The sequence below is a fragment of the candidate division WOR-3 bacterium genome (assembly GCA_011052815.1).
Lineage (GTDB): Bacteria > Hydrothermota > Tepidihabitantia > SM23-42 > SM23-42 > DRIG01.
Map to the genome: position 1 here is coordinate 1 of DRIG01000040.1, position 21,037 is coordinate 21,037.

The 21,037-nt window shown below is 43.6% G+C and carries 16 protein-coding genes; 5 read left to right on the forward strand and 11 right to left on the reverse strand.

Annotated elements, in window-relative coordinates; all coding sequences use genetic code 11:
- The 3 genes from ENI34_03830 to ENI34_03840 all read left to right on the forward strand — a co-directional run.
- A partial coding sequence (locus tag ENI34_03830; protein ID HEC78256.1) for a S9 family peptidase occupies positions 1 to 1,406 on the forward strand: 1,406 nt, incomplete at its 5' end.
- 109 nt (positions 1,407 to 1,515) lie between these two features.
- On the forward strand, positions 1,516 to 1,932 hold the full coding sequence (locus ENI34_03835; GenBank protein HEC78257.1) for an SAM-dependent methyltransferase: 417 nt from the start codon (positions 1,516 to 1,518) through the stop codon (positions 1,930 to 1,932).
- A gap of 59 nt (positions 1,933 to 1,991) precedes the next feature.
- On the forward strand, positions 1,992 to 4,037 hold the full coding sequence (locus ENI34_03840) for a glycosyltransferase (GenBank protein ID HEC78258.1): 2,046 nt from the start codon (positions 1,992 to 1,994) through the stop codon (positions 4,035 to 4,037).
- Positions 4,038 to 4,084: 47 nt separating this feature from the next.
- On the opposite strand, the gene priA is transcribed toward ENI34_03840, so the two are convergent.
- Positions 4,085 to 6,067 carry a primosomal protein N' gene (gene priA, locus ENI34_03845; GenBank protein HEC78259.1) on the reverse strand — a complete coding sequence of 661 codons (1,983 nt, stop codon included), beginning with the start codon at positions 6,065 to 6,067 and terminating at the stop codon, positions 4,085 to 4,087.
- Between the two features lie 93 nt (positions 6,068 to 6,160).
- Here priA and ENI34_03850 point away from each other — a divergent pair, with 93 nt between their 5' ends.
- Both ENI34_03850 and ENI34_03855 read left to right on the forward strand, forming a co-directional pair.
- On the forward strand, positions 6,161 to 9,367 hold the full coding sequence (locus ENI34_03850) for a hypothetical protein (protein ID HEC78260.1): 3,207 nt from the start codon (positions 6,161 to 6,163) through the stop codon (positions 9,365 to 9,367).
- A gap of 76 nt (positions 9,368 to 9,443) precedes the next feature.
- Entirely contained in the window at positions 9,444 to 11,048 is a 1,605-nt protein-coding gene (locus ENI34_03855; GenBank protein HEC78261.1) for a T9SS type A sorting domain-containing protein, read from the forward strand.
- Between the two features lie 22 nt (positions 11,049 to 11,070).
- Here ENI34_03855 and ENI34_03860 read toward each other — a convergent pair whose 3' ends face one another.
- From ENI34_03860 to ENI34_03905, 10 genes are all read right to left on the reverse strand, one after another.
- The gene (locus ENI34_03860) at positions 11,071 to 12,264 is read right to left on the reverse strand and encodes a tyrosine--tRNA ligase (GenBank protein ID HEC78262.1); all 1,194 of its coding nucleotides are present in this window, start codon (positions 12,262 to 12,264) and stop codon (positions 11,071 to 11,073) included.
- An 88-nt stretch (positions 12,265 to 12,352) separates the two neighbouring features.
- The gene (locus ENI34_03865) at positions 12,353 to 13,123 is read right to left on the reverse strand and encodes an anaerobic ribonucleoside-triphosphate reductase activating protein (protein HEC78263.1); all 771 of its coding nucleotides are present in this window, start codon (positions 13,121 to 13,123) and stop codon (positions 12,353 to 12,355) included.
- The gene (locus ENI34_03870) at positions 13,054 to 13,512 is read right to left on the reverse strand and encodes a hydrogenase maturation protease (protein ID HEC78264.1); all 459 of its coding nucleotides are present in this window, start codon (positions 13,510 to 13,512) and stop codon (positions 13,054 to 13,056) included. Before ENI34_03870 ends, ENI34_03865 begins: the two co-directional genes overlap by 70 nt.
- 58 nt (positions 13,513 to 13,570) lie before the next feature.
- Positions 13,571 to 15,034, reverse strand: a complete 1,464-nt coding sequence (locus tag ENI34_03875; GenBank protein HEC78265.1) for a Ni/Fe hydrogenase subunit alpha — start codon at positions 15,032 to 15,034, stop codon at positions 13,571 to 13,573.
- A 1-nt stretch (position 15,035) separates the two neighbouring features.
- Positions 15,036 to 16,001 carry an oxidoreductase gene (locus ENI34_03880; GenBank protein HEC78266.1) on the reverse strand — a complete coding sequence of 322 codons (966 nt, stop codon included), beginning with the start codon at positions 15,999 to 16,001 and terminating at the stop codon, positions 15,036 to 15,038.
- Between the two features lie 87 nt (positions 16,002 to 16,088).
- On the reverse strand, positions 16,089 to 18,197 hold the full coding sequence (locus ENI34_03885; protein ID HEC78267.1) for a hydrogenase iron-sulfur subunit: 2,109 nt from the start codon (positions 18,195 to 18,197) through the stop codon (positions 16,089 to 16,091).
- A complete protein-coding gene (locus tag ENI34_03890) occupies positions 18,197 to 19,060 on the reverse strand; it encodes a CoB--CoM heterodisulfide reductase subunit B (protein ID HEC78268.1) in 864 nt (287 codons plus the stop codon). Before ENI34_03890 ends, ENI34_03885 begins: the two co-directional genes overlap by 1 nt.
- Positions 19,057 to 19,548 carry a 4Fe-4S dicluster domain-containing protein gene (locus ENI34_03895; protein HEC78269.1) on the reverse strand — a complete coding sequence of 164 codons (492 nt, stop codon included), beginning with the start codon at positions 19,546 to 19,548 and terminating at the stop codon, positions 19,057 to 19,059. The genes ENI34_03890 and ENI34_03895 overlap by 4 nt, the downstream gene beginning before the upstream one ends.
- Positions 19,549 to 19,737: 189 nt before the next feature.
- Complete coding sequence (locus tag ENI34_03900; protein ID HEC78270.1) at positions 19,738 to 20,790, reverse strand: lipoate--protein ligase family protein; 1,053 nt, start codon at positions 20,788 to 20,790, stop codon at positions 19,738 to 19,740.
- Positions 20,791 to 21,037 (reverse strand): glycolate oxidase subunit GlcD (locus ENI34_03905; GenBank protein ID HEC78271.1); only part of this gene is annotated, 247 nt, incomplete at its 5' end.

Genomic DNA, 21,037 nt, shown 5'->3' on the forward strand with positions numbered 1-21,037 from the left:
AGGAGCCCGCAATATCTTCGGATGGTAAAAAGATTGTTTTCATCTCGAATCGACAAAAAGACCGGGTTGAGAAGATGCTTTATCTGGATATCTTTGTGGTTGACATTGATGGCAAAGAGGAGAGGAAGATCAAGACACCGGCGGGACCGAAAAGAGCACCTGTTTTTTCTCCGGACGGTAAATACATCGCCTATATCGGAAGGAGATATCCGGAACATTGGGTCGGTTGGCGTAATAAGTACCTCTGGTTGGCTTCCGTTGATAAGGCTAAAGTTGTGAATATAACGGCTTCTTTTGATCGAAGTTTCGATGCTTACACGGTTGATGATTCAGGCCATTATGCAGATGATTTTCTTAAATTCTCTGATGATGGAAGATTTATATACTATCCTCTTCTTGACCGCGGTAATGTGAATCTTTACGCCGTTGATGTGAAGGAACGCAGCATTAGCAAGGTTACAGAAGGTGATGAGGTTATTTATGCCTTTGATTATGACGGTAAGGATACTTTTGCCGTTGCAAGCAGCAATGTTGTGGATCCGGGTAATCTCTATTTAATAAAAAGTGGAAAACGTAAACAGTTGACCGGTATCAACAAAAGATATTTCAGTATGCACAGAATCCCCAAACCAGAAGAGCTGTGGTTTGAAGGATATAAAGGAAGAAGAATACAGGGATGGTTGTTGAAACCACCTGGGTTCAATCGAAAGAAGAGATATCCGCTGATCGTCCAGATCCACGGCGGGCCACATGCAGCATACGGGAATTCTTTCTTCCATGAATTCCAGGTGCTCGCCGCAAAGGGCTATATTGTTTTTTATTCGAACCCCCACGGCAGTGTCGGTTATGGAGAGAAATTTGCGAAGGAGTTGCATAACCGCTGGGGTATTCCCGATACAAAGGATATTATGAAAGCGGTTCATTTACTCAGCCGCCGTAAATATATCGATAAAAAAAGAATGGGGGTGATGGGCGGCAGCTACGGCGGGTTTATGACGAACTGGCTTATCGGCCACACAGATATCTTTAAAGCGGCCGTGACGATGAGAAGCGTTGTTAATATGCTTTCCTTTTTCTGCTCGGACTTCGGGTTCGCTCTTCCCAAGGAATTCAAAGGTTTCTGGTGGCGGAATAAGAATTTTGACTTTTACTGGAATATGTCGCCGATCAAATATGTTACAAGAATGAAAACCCCTCTTTTGATAATCCACAGTGAACAGGACCATCGGTGTCCGATAAGCCAGGCCGAAGAGCTCTTTGTCGCACTTAAATTACTCAAACGTGATGTCGAGATGGTGCGTTTTCCTCTGGAACCGCACGGTTTGTCACGACACGGTTCACCACGCCGCAGAGAAAAAAGATTGGAATTTATATTAAAATTCATTGAGAAACATCTTAAGAGATGAAACTGCTTAAATAATGCAGGTCCTTTTGATCCTGGCTGTTGTTTTTGTCGGCTATGTAATATGGAAATACTGGGCATTGATATTTGGCGCCGGTTATGACCCGACACCGATGTCCAGGGTTTATAAGATGCTGGATCTCGCAGATGTCAGCGAGGATGATATAGTTTATGATCTGGGCAGCGGAGATGGCAGACTGATTTTGGCCGCCGCGAATAGATTCGGGGCGAAAGCAGTGGGCATTGAAATAGACCCTTTTCGCTATCTCTTTTCGCAGTTGATTATTCTCCTCTCCGGAGCGAGGAAGAGGGTAAAGGTGAGATTCGGCAATTTTTTTAAAAAGGATATAAGTGATGCCACCGTCGTCGTGGTTTTTTTATACCAACCGACAAATCAACGCTTGAAAAAGAAGTTGTTGCGTGAATTGAAAAAGGGCACCCGTGTTGTTTCTTATGTCTGGACATTCGAAGGATGGGAGATGGAAGCCTGCCTGCCTGAAGATCGAATATATCTCTATCTTATAAAGTGATGATAAAGTCAGTAGTACTTTTATTGACAATAGAAGAAAAAGCTCTATAATTACTGCTGATGAAGATCGATATTTCCGTTGTAATTGTTAATTATAATGTCAAGGCATTTCTCGAACAGTGCCTGATGGCGGTTGAAAAAGCAAGGCATAGTCTTGATCTCGAAATATTCGTGGTTGACAACGCTTCGGTCGACGGCAGCCAATCGATGGTCAAAAAGAAGTTCCCAAAAGTACATCTAATTGAGAATAAAAAGAACGTTGGTTTTTCCAGAGCCAATAATCAAGCATTGCGTCTCTGTAAGGGAAAGTATGTGCTTATTTTGAATCCTGATACATTGATTCAAGAGGATACCTTGTTGATTCTAAAGAATTTTCTGGATATGCATTCTGAGGCAGGGGCGGTCGGCTGTAAACTTTTGAATCCGGATGGTTCTTTTCAAGTTACGAGTCGACGGAGTCTGCCGACGCCCTGGGTCGCTTTTACACGGATTATCGGTTTAAGCAAAATTTTTCCTCGAAGCAGATTATTCGGGAGATACAATATGACTTATCTCGATCCTAATATCGAGACTGAGGTTGATGTTCTTCCGGGTTCCCTGATGCTTGTGCGGAGAGAAGTTCTTGAGCGTATCAATTATTTTGATGAAGATTATTTTATGTATGGTGAGGATGTGGATCTCTGTTATCGGATAAAAAAAGAAGGCTATAAGATTTTTTACCTTCCCGAGACAAAAGCGATTCATTATAAAGGTGAAAGTACGAAGAAAGGTGAGTTTTCGTTTGTATCAAATTTTTATTCGGCGATGTTGATCTTCGCGAATAAACACTTCAAAAATCAATATTCAATCGTTATGCGCACCCTCCTTGCACTCGGCATCTACACTCAGGCGTTTGTTTCTTATCTCTGGCGGGCACTGAAGAATGTGGCTTCACCTCTGATAGACTTTTCTTTGATCGTACTCAGTATCTTTCTGGCGATCAAAATCTGGCTGCCTCACTATCCCCTCGAAAAATTTCGTATTGTCTTTCCTGTTTATGTTTTCATATGGTTCATCTGCGTTTATCTGTCCGGAGCGTATTATAGAAAAGCAAGATATCATTTAAAACCGATTCTGGGATGTGGAATTTTGGGGTTGTTGATCAACTCCACTTTTACATATTTTTTCAAACAATTCGCCTACTCCCGTGTGGTTGTTTTGATTTCATTTGTGTTGATTGTTTTTTTACTCAGTCTGTGGCGCGTGATTTATCGGATGGCAGGTCCGCTTTCCAAAAAGAGTCCGCTCTCGAAATTGAGGAGAGCGATAATCATCGGAGCAGGGAAAGAAGGCAAAAGAATATTGAAGAAACTTCAGGAACGACCTGATATGCATTATGAGATATGCGGCTTTGTCGATTTCGACCCCCAAAGTGTTGGAAAGACGATCGACGGCGCCGAAGTGCTTGCAACTATCGACAACATAAAAGAAGTCATCCGGGTGGATAAGATCAACGATGTGATTTTTTCTTCGGATCGATTGACCAACGCCCAAATTCTGGAGACGATTATTCTCGCTCAGGGAAGCGGAGTGAACTTTCGGATTGTTCCCCATAAACTTGAGTACATCGTCGCCAAATCATCAGTGGATGAAATAGATACCGTACCCTTGCTTGATTTTCAGGGTATTGCAGGTCCCCTTGATTTAATGGTGAAGAGGATTTTTGATATCTTTGTTTCTTCTTTGATTATTCTTGTAACCTCACCGCTGCTTTTGATTAATTTCGTCGTCGGAGGTCGGTTGATCAGAAAAAAGATCATCGGTTATATGGGAGAGCCGATTACAGTCAGTGTTTTCAAGGGTGGACTTGGTTTTTTACGGAAGATTCCGTTGTTCTTCGCCGTCTTCAGAGGAAAGCTGAGTATCGTCGGTTCCGAGATCCTTGATTTTGAATCGTCCAGATATCACACAGTATATAAACCGGGCTTGACCGGGATCGTGCAACTGAAATCAAAGGAGAAGAAAAAAGCATTAACCAAAAGTGAGAAAGATTATTATAATCTTTATTATCTGAAGAATCAGTCGATTATTACGGATTTACACATCATATTGAAATCAATCTTTTAGTATTTAATGTCTGCCGGGACAATGGTTGATAGATAAAAAACAGGGATTTACAAGACCTCGAGCGGGTCTACATCGATCTCCAGTGTACAATCCTTAGGTCTATAGGCGGTTAAGAAGCGGAGTCTTCTCTGCTTGAAATTTTTGGGTACCTTCAGCAGAATGAAAACCCGATAGATCTTTCTTATTTTATAATAAAAAGAACGATTTGGTCCAAATATCTGAATTCCTTTCATCCTTTTCAGAATTTCAGTCAGTTTTTCCGCTTCCTGCCACACGGTATCTTCATTCTTTCCTTTTAATCTGATGAGGATCAATTTTGAAAAAGGAGGGAAATTCAATTCTTTTCTGTATTTCATCTCCTGAGCATAGAATTTCGGATAATTCTGTAACTGGCTGAAGAGGATGGCGTACTGTTCGGGATGGTATGTCTGCATGATGACCTTCCCCGGTTTCTTACCTCTTCCTGATCTTCCCGCCACCTGAGTGAGTATTTGGAATGTTTTTTCACTGCTGCGGAAATCCGGTAGATTCAGGATAATGTCGGCGTTGATAATACCGACAAGGGTCACTTCGGGAAAATCGAATCCTTTTGTTACGAGTTGGGTACCGAGAAGGACCCTGGCTTCGCCTTTTTCAAAGGTCTTGAGAATGTGCTCGGCGTGTCCTTTTTTTCTTGCGATGTCGCGGTCCAATCTCAGCACGGATGTTTTTTGCGTTTTTGTTTTACCGGCTGGGTCTATATCAGAGAGGATTTTGTGTATTATCTCTTCGATCCTTTGTGTCCCTGCTCCGCGATACAGAAGAGTGCTGCGGTGGCATTTGGGACAGATGCTTATTTTTTTTGTTCTATAACTGCAGATATGGCAGGACAGCAGGGCGTTCTGACCTTTCTGCGGTTTGTGATATACTAAAGGGAGGCCGCAATAGGGGCATTTCGCGATGTAACCGCAGGAAGGGCATATCAGATTCGGAGAAAAACCCCGACGATTCAGAAAGATTATAACCTGTTCATTATTCTTCACCCTGGTGATGATCTCCGATTCTAAACGGTTTGAGAGGAATTTTTTCGTTTCTTTTTTCAAATCGATGATTTCAACCTCGGGCAGGGTTTTGTTGTCAATCCTTTCCTTCAGGGTGATAAGCTGGTATTTACCTATGCCGGCGTTATAATAAGATTCAATCTGGGGTGTTGCACTTCCCAGTATTACAACAGCCTTTTCGAACCTGCCACGCATAACCGCTACATCGCGGGCATTATAGTGCGGCATACGTTCATGTTCTTTATATGAATGGTCATGTTCTTCATCGACGATTATTATTTTCAGATCGGGTATCGGAATGAATATCGTTGATCTCGGGCCTATGATAATTCGATATTCTCCATTCCTGATCGAATACCAGATTTTTCTTCGTTCTTTATCGGTCAGTGAAGAGTGAATGGTGATGACATCACCGTTGAATCTTTCTTTGAATCTGTTGAACAGAAGCGGGGTCATTGAAATTTCAGGAACGAGGATTAAAGCGCTGCCGCGGTTTTTAATTACCGCTTCAACACAACGGAGATACACTTCTGTTTTACCGCTGCCTGTTATTCCGTATAAAAGAAATGTTTTGAAGGTATTTTCTTTGAGGGCGTCCAGTACCCGTCGGATTGCATTATTCTGGTAATGGGTCGGTTTCGGAGCGCTTACGGTTTCATATCGTGGTGAAGATCCTTTGATATGAGTGTATCTTTTCAGAAATTTTGAAGGTACGGCGAGGCGGAGTGTTTCGCCGAGCGTAACAAGGTAGTAATCCGCCATCCATTTATATAATTTGAGAAGATGGCGGGGGATGAAATTCCTGCTGACGATTTCCTTTATCTCTTTAATATGGGGGATATCCCTTGTTGAATTTATATTGACGACGATTCCATGCTTAAATTCGTTTCTGAGAGGAACCAGAACCAGGTCACCGATCTGTAAATTTTCCTGTGAGTGATATGTCAGGAAATCGAGTTTTGTGGAGGGAATTGAAACATCGACCTTCATTATATGATTATAATAAAAGAACTATAAAAGTCAACGTCTTCAGATTCTATAAGATTTTCTTGACAGTATAAATTTTCTTTGCTATATTTAGATATGATGAAGGGGCGGGATAATCTGGTTGTTCTAAGTAAGATTCAGGCACCGCAGGTTGGAACCAGAACTTTGAAACGGCGCCATCTGCTTGATTTAATATCCGACAATATGAATAAAAAAATAATCTTGCTGTGTGCCGGTGCAGGATATGGTAAGACCACCCTTCTGGCGCAGCTTATTTTATTCAAAAAGTTTTCTTATGTCTATTACCATCTTGAAGAGAGCGATGCAGAACCGGCGGTATTCTTTTCATATCTGATCGCTGGTATAAAGAGGATCTTCCCCGCTTTCGGAAGTCGGCTCAAGCATTTAAGCCATTTTTTTAATTCCCCTGATAAATATCTGGAGATAATAGTCGGTACCTTTATAAATGAAATTATGGCTCATGTAGATAGAGAATTGTACATAATTCTGGAAGATTACCATCGTTTGGGAGACTCGACCCAGATCGATAAGATCATCTTCTATTTACTGGAACATCAGCCCGCTCATCTCCATTTTATCATAACGACAAGGACCAAGCCATTATTTTCTTTATCAGGATTCAGGGCGCGTGATGAGATACTTGAGTTGAAGAATCAACATCTGAGGTTCAGCCGGGATGAGATCATGCAGTTTTTCAAAGAAATTTTCGCCATTTCTTTAAAAGAGAAAGAAGTCAAGAGGATTGAAGAACATTCAGAAGGTTGGCCCACGAGCCTGCGGTTGATGATTCAGTCATCTGACTATCTTGAAGGCATTAAATCTTCAGGCTATGTAAGAAGAATCCTGGAGAGCTATCACCAAACACAGTTGAATCTCTTCAATTACTTCGCCCAGGAGATTTTCAGCCGCGAATCAAAAGAAGTCCAACGTTTTTTGATAGATTGTTCGGTTCTTGAGTGGTTGAATTCTGATTTATGTGATGCGGTTACCAACAGGAGTGATTCAGCCCGTATCCTCGCCGGTTTGCTGGAGAGAAATGCATTCCTGGTGAGAACGCCGGACCGCAATTACAGATTTCACAATCTTTTTAAAGATTTCTTGTACAGTAGGTTTACTGATGTCGAGCGGGAGAGGAGAATATGCCGCCGCGCCGGGGATTTTTATTCACGGAGGGGTATGTTGGAAGAGGCCCTTAAGTTTTATTTTAAGGCTCAGGCATACAGACGTGCCGTGTCGATCATCAAGAAAATCGGGTTTTATCAGATCGAGCAGGGCAGGAGCGGGGTTTTGAATTCTTATATCGAACAGATACCGATGTCGATACGGAACGACTACCCCATACTTCTTAAGATTTACGCCCAGTCATTGATTCATCTGGGGCGGTCGGATGAGGCAAAGAACAATTATTTGCGCGCCATGAAGAAATTGAGAGGTAAAAAGAAATTCCGTCTTGAGTATGCCGATACCATGTATGAACTGGGTGGTTTAAGTTTAAACCAGAACAGATTCTCCGTTGCAAAAAAGTGGTTCAGAAAGGCACTTGAGCTATGCCCCAGGGGTTCAAGCTTTACCAAAGCAGCGATTTTGAATTCACTCGGGCTGGTATATACCCGGATCGGTGGTAAGAATTTGTTGAAGGCGAGAACATATTTTGAAAGGGCGCTGGAGATGGTTCAAAAGAATAGATACCGGACACTTGAGGCGAGTATCCTTAATAATTGGGCTTTGAATGAATGGAAAAGGGGTGATTTACATCAATCTTACTTGAAGTTGTCCAGGATAGTCAAACTGTTGAAGAAACATTTTTCTCCGCATTGCGGTGCCGGATTCTTCAATGCTTCAAGACTGAGTTTACTGCTTGGAAACAAAGAGGAGGCACGTACAATACTTGAGGACGGCAGCAAAATATGTAATGCCTATAATGACCTCTGGTCCTTGGCTGCAATCTGGAAGGGATATGCTGTATATTATCAGGAGTTGAATGACTTCAAGAAAGCAAAGAAGTTTATTATCAAGGCATTGGATGTTTATGAAAAACTCGGTATCATAAGACTTGTCATTACGGCACTCAATGAACTGGTGAAGATAAACACATCTCTGGGTGAACTGTCCGAGGCGGAGAAGAATCTCGCCGCGATCCGGTGGTTCAGAAAAAATAAAGATGACCCGGATGCCATTCCGATAATGCTGGCGGAAGCAAATTTGAAGACCACCCAGAATAGGTTCGATGATGCTGAAAAAATTTTGAAAAGAAGTCTGGAAGTAGCCCGTCGGGCTGAACAGATTTTTAATTCTTTTCTGATCAATCTCCAGATAAGTAAGGTATATTATATTTCAGGGAAGACGAAAAAAGCTCTGTCCGCTCTGGAAACGGCGGTATCCCTCAGTCGACTCAAGGGTTATGAATATTTATTACTACAGGAATTGCAGCGGGAAAAATGGATGCTGCCGTTGCTCAGACAACACGGTGTCGAAAAATTTTATATCTCTTCCATTATCAGAAAATCCGGATTTGCCGTCCACTGGATAGACGCATTCTTGTTCGGCTCTCCGCGGATATTGATTGATGACAACGAAGTCCCGGAAGATGCCTGGAAGACAATCAAGGCGAAGAAGGTCTTGTTCTATCTTTTACTGCACAGGAACGAAAAGGTCGTTTTTGACTCATTGATCGCTGCGATCTGGCCTGATGCTTCTCATAAAAGCGCCAGATACAACTTGCGTAAAGCAAGGCAGCATATCCGTCAGGCAATCAAAAAAGCCGGTATCGGCATAACCGATTTAATCGCGGTAAAAAAAGATTTATATCAGATATCTCCCGGGATTTCCGTCGAACTGGATATCGAGCGGTTCCAAAATCTGGTTGCACTGTGTAAAAATCTAAAGAGTGACGATGCAAAATTGAAGGTGTATCTTCAGAAGGCACTGTCCATATATAAACAGGGGTTCGCATTTGGTTGGTATGACCCCTGGGTGGAGGAATTACGCCGTTATTATCAGAACCTTTATGAAGACTGTCTTATTATGCTTGCCGATTTTTATTATAGAAAACACAAATTTAAAGATGCTGTCGGTTGGTACAAAAAACTGCTGTCATTGAATTTTTACAACGAGGAATACCATCGCAGGTTGATGCTTTCATACGTATGTATCGGAGCATACCAGGAGATGGAAAGAGATTTTAAGGAGCTTAAAAAAAGGTTGAAGAAAGAGCTCAGAATTTTCCCGCAGGAAGAGACCGCAGCTCTATATAAATCACTGATGATGCGCAGAAGTAAATAATAATACCTCTTTTTCACGTTTGTTTCACGATGTTTTCCCGATATGTTTGTATATTAACAGTGAATAAGGAGGTTATATGTATAGATATTATGTTATGATGTTGACCGGGCTGTCTATGATATTCGCTTCACCGGGTGATATAATCGGCACGACCTGCCATGATTTACAATCTTTTGGATCGTTCGGCCAGAGGATTTCACTTGATTCAGACTCCCTCGCTTATTTGTTCTGGACATATGAAGATTATCCCGGTCAGGTGGTGAAATATATTGCCGCAAACATAAGATTACCCGATGGAACATATTACGGCCAGATCCAGGTCAGTCCGGATTATTGCAGTTCTGTTCAGGTCGATGGACTCCGATCATCGCCGACAGAGCCGGCGATTACCTATAATTTAAATGGAATTTCAGTCCAGATGTGGAACCAATCACCGGTACTGATATCTGATTCTCTTTACTGGCCTTATATCGCTGTTACTTATAAAGACAGTATGATGGTGGTGGCAGCAGGAGAAACAGACTTAAATAAGCATCATTTACTTTATTCCACTGATCAGGGGAATAACTGGGTTTACGTCCAGTCCTTTGATTCATGCGCTACTCTGAGTCAGTTTGTCCGTGCATCCCGTAACCCCGGTTCTCAGAGAGTTGTTTTTGTACATACACAATACATTACTGACACGATTGCCGGTGGTCAGCTGGATAATGATATATGGTATATGGTTTCTGAGGACGGGGGTGCAACCTGGGGTCCGTATATTAATCTTACTTCTTATCAACCTTCAGATACAATCCGTGCATATTGTAATGTTAATGCGGTATTTGACCATAACGATAAGTTACATATCGTCTGGTCCGGAAGGTTGGTGACTGATGAATACTACTATAATGCATCCAAGATCTTCCACTGGGATGAAGTGCATGACACGATTACCGTCGTGAGCAGCCCGCCGAATTTTTCGCCGCCTGCTCAAGGAGGATGGTGGATAGCTGTTCAGGGATATTATCCTGGCGCGTGGCGATTACCTGCGGACCAACCCCAGCTTGTTGTTGATACAACAGACGGCTATTTATACTGTCTGTGGCACGGAAATGATGAGTATGTTGATTGTTCAGCCCAGGGATTTTTCAATGGTGAAATTTTCGGTTCTTATTCTACGGACGGCGGTTTGACCTGGTCTGATTATGTGAATCTGACCAATACCCGCAGTCCGGGGGCAGGGCCGGGTGAGTGTTATGATGAAGATTATGCAACGGCAGCTCCTTATGTTATCGATGATTCAATCTGGATAACCTATGTTGAAGATAAGGATGCCGGAGCCTATGTGATGGGAGAAGGGAGTCTTACCGAAAATCCAGTGCGCTGCTGGGTTTTTTCGACGAGTCTGATCAGGACAGGTGTTGAAGAATACGGCGTCAAGGATGCGGAAGACGGTCTACGGATATTTCCAGTGCCTTTTTTCAGGATGTTGAATATCTATCTTCCCCAGGGAGTTACACATATCAGGATTTACGATGCTGCGGGTAGATTAAAGAAGGATTTTCCCCGCTGTTCAAGCAGGTCGCTCATCTGGTATGGTGATGATGATTCGGGTCGTGCTTTGGCGCCCGGTGTATACTTCATCAGGGTGAGTACTGACACAGGCGAAATCTCCAGGAAAGTCGTCAAACTGAGATGAGTGTGCGGCGCTGTGTCGGGATTTAACCCCTCACGACCTTAAGGAACTTATGTTTGCCTGCCCGGATGACTACGGGTTTGGATAATTTTACGGTCTCTTTTATATCCTCTACCCGCTCACCATTGATATCTATCGCACCTTCGCGGATTTTTCTCTTTGCCTCACCGCGAGAAGCCATCAGTTTTGTCTCCACGAGTAAATCGACGATATTGATCTGGGTATGTTTCAGTTTGACCTCTTTTATATCGCGGGGTAATTTTTTCTGAGCAAAGACCTTTTCAAACTCCGTCGCTGCCTTCTGTGCTGCCTTTGCTGAGTGATACATTCGCACAATGGTTTTTGCAAGATCAAATTTTACATCCCGTGGATTGACTGAACCCTCATGGAGCGCCGCTCGATATTCCTCTATCTTATGGGGGAATGCGTCGGTCGTGAGCTCGAAATATTTGATGATCAACTCGTCCGGGATTGACATGACCTTTCCGAACATATTCTTGGGTGATTCGGTTATACCGATATAGTTTCCGAAACTTTTACTCATCTTTCTGACCCCGTCTGTACCTTCCAGAATAGGCAGCATTACCACGACCTGGGGTTCCATCTTGAATTCCCGCATCAATTCTCGTCCGACAAGCAGGTTGAATTTCTGGTCGGTACCACCCAGTTCGACATCGGCTTTTATCGCGACCGAATCATATCCCTGACACAGGGGGTAGATAATTTCGTGCATATAGACCGGCTGTCCCTGTTTCAAACGCTGGTCAAAGTCGTCCCGTTCAAGGATCCTCGCGACGGTGTATTTTGACGCCAGTTCGATGAAATCGTACATCGTCAATGAGCCGAGCCACTTGCTGTTGAATGTGAATTCTGTTCTTTTGGGGTCAAGAATTCGAAATATCTGTTCCCGGTATTTTGCCATATACTTTTTAATCTGTTCCCGGCTGAGTTTGGGACGGGTTTTGGAGACACCGGTCGGGTCTCCGATCATACCGGTGAAGTCACCGACCACCATCACTGCGGTGTGTCCCAGGTCCTGGAATTGTCTTAATTTTCTCAGAACAACGCTGAATCCAAGATGGATTTCCGGACCCGATGGGTCAATACCAAGTTTTACCCTGAGGTTCTTTTTCTTTTTAAGTTTTTTTAATAATTCCTGCTCGGAAATTATTTCAGCAGTGATGTTTTTTATGATTTCAAGCTGTTTTTCTGGTTTCATCGCCATCTTTTACCTCCTCCGTATTTTATAATTAAATTAATCATCGGTCAAGTATATTTAAAATCGCGCTGAAGTCAATAAGAACGGACTATATCTTTGCACGCAGGATCGTATTTGCTACATATCCCCTGGCGATTTCAAGATATTCTTTCAAATTTTTGGGATAATCGGAGTTGAGTTCTTTACGATATTCTTCTTTATAGGCGTTTCCCGGGATGAATGCCTGGAGTGCCCATTTTTTCGCTCCTTTGATTTCTTCGCCGATTTTGGTGATCGCATTTTTATCGATGATGCCCGGTACACAGGTGGTTCTGAATTCATAATCCACACGGTTGTTTTTCAATATCTCTATTGAATCTTTTATATGTTCCAGGTTGATCTTCTTTCCCGCCGCCTTGAAGTAAGCCTGATTGAGCGGCGCCTTTACGTCCATAGCCACATAATCGAGCAGATTTTGTTCAATCAGTTCTTCTAATGCCCGGGGAAAAGCACCGTTGGTATCGAGTTTGACCTTTAATCCCAGCTTCTTTATCTTTTTACACAAATCAATTGCTTCTTTTTTATAAACGAGCGGTTCACCGCCGGTCAGAACCACTCCGTCGATCCAGCCTCTTTTTTTATCAAGTTTGTTCTCTATTTCTTCCCACTTGATTTCAGGAAACTTTTCCGGATTTAATATCAGGTCCCAGTTCTGGCAGAACGGACACATAAAGTTACATTTGTCAAAGAATACGACGGTTGTGAGTTTACCGTCCCAATCAATGAGTGAGGTTTCAATCAGCGCGCGGATCATAATTTTAATTCTTCTTTTATTTTTTTCACCAATTCCGGGATGCTGTTCTGTACCTCTTCTGTGCATTCTTCAGAGAATGAGCTGTTGTCTTTGATCTCGACGGCGTAAATTACAATATCTGCAGGCAGTTTATAACCGAATTTTTCGCCGAGTTTTACGGCGGTGATGAAGTCGATTCCATGCGATGCACAGGGTGAGATCGTGTTTTTCAGTGGGTCGAGCGGTATCCTGTAGATATCTCCCGGAACACCATGCTCTGTTTTTATCGAATCGACGAAAAATACTTTGTCATAACCACGGAGTTCTTCGAGCATCGCCATTCCGTCGATACTGCCTGACTTGATCGTTATATCGGGGAGGTTTATCGTCTTTTTTAATATTTCAGCGATCTTCAATCCAACCGTATCGTCACAGCGGTAAGGATTGCCGATACCGTAGATCAGAATTTTCCGCATAACAAGAGGACAACCCGCCGCATTCTGCGGCGGGCTTGATTTTTCAAATATCTCCTTATTATGTATTGGTTATCGAGTTAATCAAGACGCGGTTCGCATCGTAGATGTCAATCTGAATAGGCCATTGTTCGTTGATCGTATGGGTGGCGCAGGCAAGGCAGGGATCATAAGCGCGGAACGCCATTTCAACCATATTGAGAAGGCCGTCGTCGACCTTGCCGTCTTTTATCAGGTTGCGGGCGGCTTTTTCCACGGACATATTGATCGCCGCGGAGTTATTCACAGTCGCGACGATGAGATTGGCTCTTGTCAGACGGCCGTTTTCATCGGTCTCATAATGGTGGAACAGAGTTCCTCTTGGAGCCTCGATAACACCGATTCCTTCTTTGGGAATCTGGAAGTCCATATTACGGATATTGGGATCAAGAATTTCAGGGTCATTGATCAGCTGCACCATTGCTTCAGCCGCCTGCATGGCTTCAATTAATCGCGCCCAATGGGTTGCCAGGGTGTTGTGTACCGGTTTACCGCCGAGTGTCTCATAAAATTTCTCATAGTACTGCTGGGCCAGAGGAGTCGCCATGCCGTCTGAGGCATTGAGACGGCCGAGCGGTGCTACGCGATAAACGCCGCTCTCTTTTCCGTCGACAAATCCTTTCCAGCCGACATTTTTGAGATAGGGGAATTTGATATATGTCCATGACTCAACGCCTTCGGCAATATGGTTGAGATAATCTTTGACCTTGAATTTCGCGAACTCCTTACCGTCGGGGTCCACCACCCGAATCCATCCGTCATAGAAATTGATTTTGTTGTTGTCGTCGACGAGTCCCATATAGTAAGTTTTGTGTTTATAGATGTCGCCTACAATCAGATCCACATACGCTTTATTTTTGAGGACGATGTCGTCGAATGCCTGAAGGCTGAATTTTGCGAATTCGACTGAATCTTCAGCGGTCTTTTTGAATTCTTCCTGCATTTCTTTGGTCATCGGCTTGGAAACACCGCCGGGCAGACAGTGGACCGGGTGGACGACACGGCCGCCCATTGTTTGAATAATATTGCGTGTACGTTTTCTTATATCGATGACTTTTTTCCCGATGTCCAGTCCGACTTTGGCGATGACTCCGAGGATGTTGCGTTCGGCCTTGGGGGCGTCAGGGCCTACGATGAAATCCGGCCCGCCGAGGAAATAGAAGTGGAGATTGTGATCTTCGAACATAAAGGCGTTATAGATGAACTCCCTTATTTTGCGCGCTGCAGGAGGAGGTTCTACACCATAGAGGTCATCAAGGGTTTTACCTGAGACAGTATGGTGGGCAGTGGGGCATACACCGCAGATTGTTTCTGTAATACGGGGCATTTCTTCGGCGAGTCGTCCGACAGCAAATCTTTCGTAACCGCGTAATTCCGGAACCTGAAGACAGGCATGGGCTACATTACCGCTTTCATCGAGGAAGATTTCGATCTTGCCGTGACCTTCAAGACGGGTTATTGGATCTATCTTGATTTCTTTGTACATATTAAACCCCTTTCTTTCTTTTTAGGATTGAACTTGGTAATGAGTACATATAGAAGAGTCCGATGGGATCAAGCACGGATTCAGCGATTTTTTCAATCTCTTTTTCATCATCCACATCAATGATTGAAGCAAGGCTCGACAGGAATTTTGCTCCCATATCTTTTACTTCCTTGGTCGGTCCGAAACAGCCGCGGCAGGGCATATTGGCGTTGATACAGCGTTCTCCACAGCCGCCTCTTGTCGCAGGTCCCAGGCAGATGATGCCTTCTGCAAGGAAACATTTTTCCGGGTCGGCTTTTACCATAGATATCCGTTTGATGTCTTTGATCGCCAGTTTATCAGGTTTTGTCTTATTCCTTTCGCAGGTTTCACAGAGAGCTTTATCCACGGTAAGCACAGAGCCCTTTGGAGGTAATTTGCCTTCCAGTATTGCCGTAACCGCGTTCATGATGAGATCAGGGGGTGGTGCGCATCCGGGAAGATAATAGTCTGTCTCAATGGTTTGGTCGAGAGTCTTCACCGTGTCGAAGAATTCCGGCAGGGTGAGTTTTCCCTGAGGTATTTCAGTGACTGTTTTGGGATAGACGTTATCAGGATTTGCGGTCGAACGGGTCAATTTATAAGCCATTTCAAATATTTCTTTTTTATTCGCGATATTTGCAAGACCGGGAATACCACCGAGATGAGAACATGCACCAAAGGCGACGATCAGTTGAGATTTTTGCCTGAGGAGTTTCACCATCTCTTCTTGTTCTTCTGTACGAATTGCACCATTGATAAAGGCTACGGCAAATGATTTATCTGGCATTGCCTCTACATCTGAACGTTTAAAATCGAGCGCCACAGGCCAGAGTCGAATATCGACCGCATCAACCACTTTCAAAATATCTTCAGCAAGATCAACAACAGCTTCTTCACAGCCGCCGCACGAGGCACACCAGTAAAATGCAACTAATGGCTTCGCCATTTTATTTCCTCCTTTCTAAAGACACAAATGGACACGAATGACAATGAATTGCCTGAACCTTTAAGTATTTCAGGTGTTTTGAATGCATCATTTATTCATCTCCTTGACAATTTCTACAAATTTATTCGCTTCATCTTTACCAATCCATTCTAATCTTACGACATTTTTATCAAATCCCATTGATTCTAAATTCATCTTTAAAACCTGTTCGCGTGCCTTGGCCCGGAAGTTACCCTTTGCATAATGACAGGCATCAGGATAGCAACCGCCGATGAGTACTCCTTTTGCGCCTTTATCCAGGGCGTCCATTACATGGGAGGGATCAACCGCTCCACTGCACGGAACACGGATTATCTTCACATTCTCCGGATAAGAGAATTTATCATAAGCCGCTTTATCCGTGGCATTGTACGCCGACCAGCGGCACAGCAGGGCGAGAATATCGCCTTCCTTGACCAGTGATTTAATCTGTCTGCTGAATGCCTCAGGGTTGAATGTTTCCAGCTGACTCGCATACGAAGGGCAGGTTATCGTACAGACTCCGCAGCCCATACATAACTCTTCATTGATTTTTATCTTGTCGTCCACAATGGATATTGCGTTGTAGGCGCAGGTGCCGATACACATCCGGCATACACTGCAGAGATCTTCATCAACCCGGGCAACAGGCTGGAGTGTTTCAATCTTATCCTGCTTTAACAGCGACAAGACTGAGAACGCCGCTTTGCGGGCGTCGATGAGTGTGTCACGGACCGCAGCGGGGAAAGTGGCGGAACCTGCTGTGAAGATCCCCCGGGGTAAGTCAGTATTACCCAGAGAGGAATTTTCAAAGAGTATCGGAAAATCACCATTGAGTTTGATTCCTAATTTTTCAAACGTCTCTTTATCAGGGGTGAAACCGGTGCTTAACACCACTGCATCGGCTTCGATTTCAAGCAACTCATTTGTGTAGAGGTCTTCAGATCTGACCACGAGTTTTCCATTACGCTGTAATATCTCAGAAGGTTTTCCTTTTATAAAGGTTACACCACGTTCCCTCAATTTATTATACAGATATTCAAAAGTACCGCTGCTGCGCATATCCATCGCCGCCACATAGACCTGAGTTTGAGGAAGACGATCAGTGATCAATTTCGCCTCTTTTAAGCCGAGAAAACAGCAGATTTTGGAACAATAGGGCAGATGCTTTGAATCCCGTGAGCCGACGCAGTAGACGATAACGACTTTTTCGGGCTTTAGTTCTTCTGAAGTGACCGCACGTTCGAACTCAAGCGTCGTCATCACGCCGGGATAACGACCATATCCGTATTCTTCAACATTACAGGCGTCATAATAATTAAGACCGGTGGCAACAACGACGGCACCCGCCGTAATCTCCTTTTCCGAGATTTTGTTTTCCAGTTCAATCTTCCCTTCGCAGACCTTCAGACATTCTCCGCATTTTGTGCAGTTTTTCCAATCGATGGCATATTTGTCGGGAAAGGTCGGGACATAATAGATTGCCTTTCTTTTTTTGCCTTCATCGTTTATTTCAATCGGACAGACTTCAGTGCATTTCCCGCAGTTCGTACATTCTATGACACCGCGTGAATGAGTTTGAAGGATTATTTTATATGAGCCGACAGAGCCTTTTATCTCTTTTACTTCCGTGTTGAAGAAAAGATTGATGTTTTTCCCGGAGATCAATTTTCCGATCTGGGGCATTAATGTGTGGCTGTACGGAGTTCCCTCAGGGTAGAGGCGGTCCAGTTTTGCCACGGTGCCTCCTAAAAACGGCGCCTTTTCAATCAGTGTGGCGTTAAGTCCGTTTTCTGAAAGACGGGAAGCGACTTCTATCCCTGCAATACCACCGCCGATTATCAAGGCGTTCTTGTTCTCTATTTTGAATACCTTTCTCTTTATCGGGGTGAGGGCTTTCATCTTTTCGACCGCCGCAGCGATTAAATCTTTTGCTTTATCCATAGAATGGCCCATCAGGACGATATGTTCGTGGAGATTCACGAATTCCGCGTTGACGTCGGGAAAGAGTCCTTCCATCAAGCTGGGACTGCATCCGGCGATCACGACTTTTTCGTCGGGGGATATCGCCGCTTTTCTTTTACAGAGATCTGTGTGCATTTCGAGATTGATATCAGGCCCGAGATCAAAATCAGGTAACTTTATTTTGTTGTTACACGTGCACACCAATACTCTCATTATTGACCTCCTATCTTTTCAAGCAATAGATTAGGACGCACGCGGTTGAATCGTATCCCGACTGCATTTTTATCAAGACCGAAACTGAGGCCGAGCAGTTGAGGATAATAGAGTACGGGCAGATTGTATTGTTTATTAAATTTCTCTTCAGCCTTGCGCTGGTTGTCTTCATACATCACTGTACAGAACGGGCAGATTGAGATCAGTGCATCAGCTTCGTTGCTCTCGGCGATATTCAGTTTATGGTTTGCCATCGTTACGGCAAGCCCTTCATCGATGCCCAGTACCGAGCCGCCGCAACACATTTTTTTGTCCGTGTACTGCAGGGATTTGGCACCGGTCAGATTAACGAGTTCATCAAAGGTGTGGGGAACTTCAGGGTTGTCGAATCCATAGAGATAAGAAGGGCGCATATAGTGGCAGCCGTAATGAGAAATCACTTTGAGATTGTTTAAAGGAACCTTCACCGATTTTTTAAGCTTTTCTACGCCTATATCTTCGTACAGCATTCTGACAAAGTGTTTTACGGTAATCTCTTGAGGATAAGTGAACCCGAGTTCCTTAAATTTTTTATAGAAGCGGTTATTCTTCAGTTCCAGCTGGGCGTCGCTGAGCATTGCCGTACAGGAATTGCACAAAGTCACGATATTTAGTCCCATCTTACTCGCAATCGATATATTTCGGGCTGCGATAAGGAGTGCGGTTTCGGCGTCAACGGCTTTGATCGGAAATCCACAGCAGGATGCACCGTTCATATCGACGAACTCTATGTCCAGTTGTTTGGCGGTGTTACGGGCGCTCAGCTCATAATGTTGAGCCCGCACAGGAACCGTACAGCCTAAGAATAATGCATACTTCTTCATTTGCCCACCTTGTTCAGAATTCCGGTTTTTTCTAAAATCTTCGCAACTTCGGGGATTGTCTTATCAACGGGCGGCAGTCCGATCTTTTGGCGTTTCTTGAGGTCAAAATCCTCTACTTCATAGAGTCTTCCCATCTTCTGGAGTAATTCTACCTGGATTTTATATCCCTCAGGACAATAGCCGTTTTCCACCGCATAATTCTTGATTGCGTTTATCAACTCAGCCACAGGTATTCCCTGGGGACAGTGTTCTGTACAGGCATGACAATGAGCACAGAACCATAAAAAAGGTGAGGAGAGCACCTGGTCCTTCATTCCGAGAAGCGTAAGACGGATGATCTTACGTGGATTGTATCGTTCATCAAAATACCTCACCGGACAACTTGCAGCACAGTCACTGCAGCCGAAACATTTGAGAATTTGCTTGCCGCCCTCTTGTTTTGCTATCTCCCATTTAAAAGTCGGGTCGGCGTTTTTCAAATTAATCATATTTCTCCTTTTAATTACCTCTGTTTAATAACAATTTCAAGGCTGAAATTCAGATGTGAGTAAACAGATATCCACCCCCCTGCGTCGAGAAACTCAGTTACCTTCATCGTCTGCTTCATCAATACTTTCTGTTTTTTGTCTTTTATTATAGCCAGGAATTCTGTCGTGTCAATAGCTCGATGAAAAGGATTATTTCGCTTCTATTATTGTTTTTGCGATATCTTCGGGTTCAACCCCCGGGGATTCTATCTTATTCTTTTCATAAGTTTCTTCGATTACTTTCTGGATGGTGTTTCGATCAAACTCCTTATTTTTCAGGACATTTTCGACTTCCTGGAGACTGTTTTTCGGAAAGAGGTTAAAGTCACCGGAGACCACGATATCCTTCAGTATCTTTTTGTTTTCGACTTCTTCAGCGGTCCTTATCAAACCTCCATTGGCTTTGTACAGGCCGTAGAGGATGTCAATACCTTCTTTGATCTTAACCCCTTCAGGAATGCGGGGTGTTTTTTTGAATAAGAACTTTTCAGACATGAATATCTTTTCCAATTCCCGCATCTTTCTTATTGTTTCGTTATCAAGTTCGACAGGTTCAAGTTTGCCGGTCAGTTTTTCAAAACTCTCGATGAGCACCTTTTTGATCTCTTCTCTTGGGGGTATCTCTCCAAGTTCCCGTTTCATTGTGGTTAAATTCTCTTCCATTGTTTTATATATTTTGTCCCTGAATTTTTCATCGGGGACCTTCAGGACCTTACTCATTGTCCTGTAATCAAAGTCAAGAAGAATCCCACCGACAAAGACCATGGATTCGCCGATATCTCCGCCTCCTTCTCCGGCGATCTTCTTGCCTTTGTCCGTCACGATATCGTTTTCAGCACGGAAAGAGGTTTTGATCCCGAATTTGCGGTAAGTTTCACAGGGGGGTTGGGATAGGAGTTCGAATATCTTTTTGATATTAGTGGGGAATTTCGGATTTTTTCTGTTCCATATCATCTGATAGAATATCTGATTGCCGTCAAGATAGGTTGCTCCGCCGCCCACTTCTCGACGCATGACTGAAATGCCTGCTTTCTTACAGAAATCGAGGTCGATCTCTTTTTCGGCATCCTGGAAATAACCGACACTCGCCAGGGGGACTCCGGGAGAAACGATTACCAATCCTTCATAACCGATTCTTGCCAGGACGTGAAAAATCAGCATTGAATCCTGGCCCGGTAATTTGTCAAGTTTGATTAAATTCATTTAAACCTCCTCTTTATCAGACTCTTTGAAAATCTTTCCTGGATTTAAAATATTTTTCGGGTCGAAAATCTTTTTAATTCTTCGCATAAGATCGATCTGTTTTCTATCCAATGCCATTGTCAAATACCGCGCCTTGGAAAGTCCGATGCCGTGTTCAGCAGTGATTGTTCCACCGAGAGATAGGGCGATTTTGTACATTTCACGCCTTATTGTATCAATCTCGGCGCTGCTGATCTCCTTGGATTTA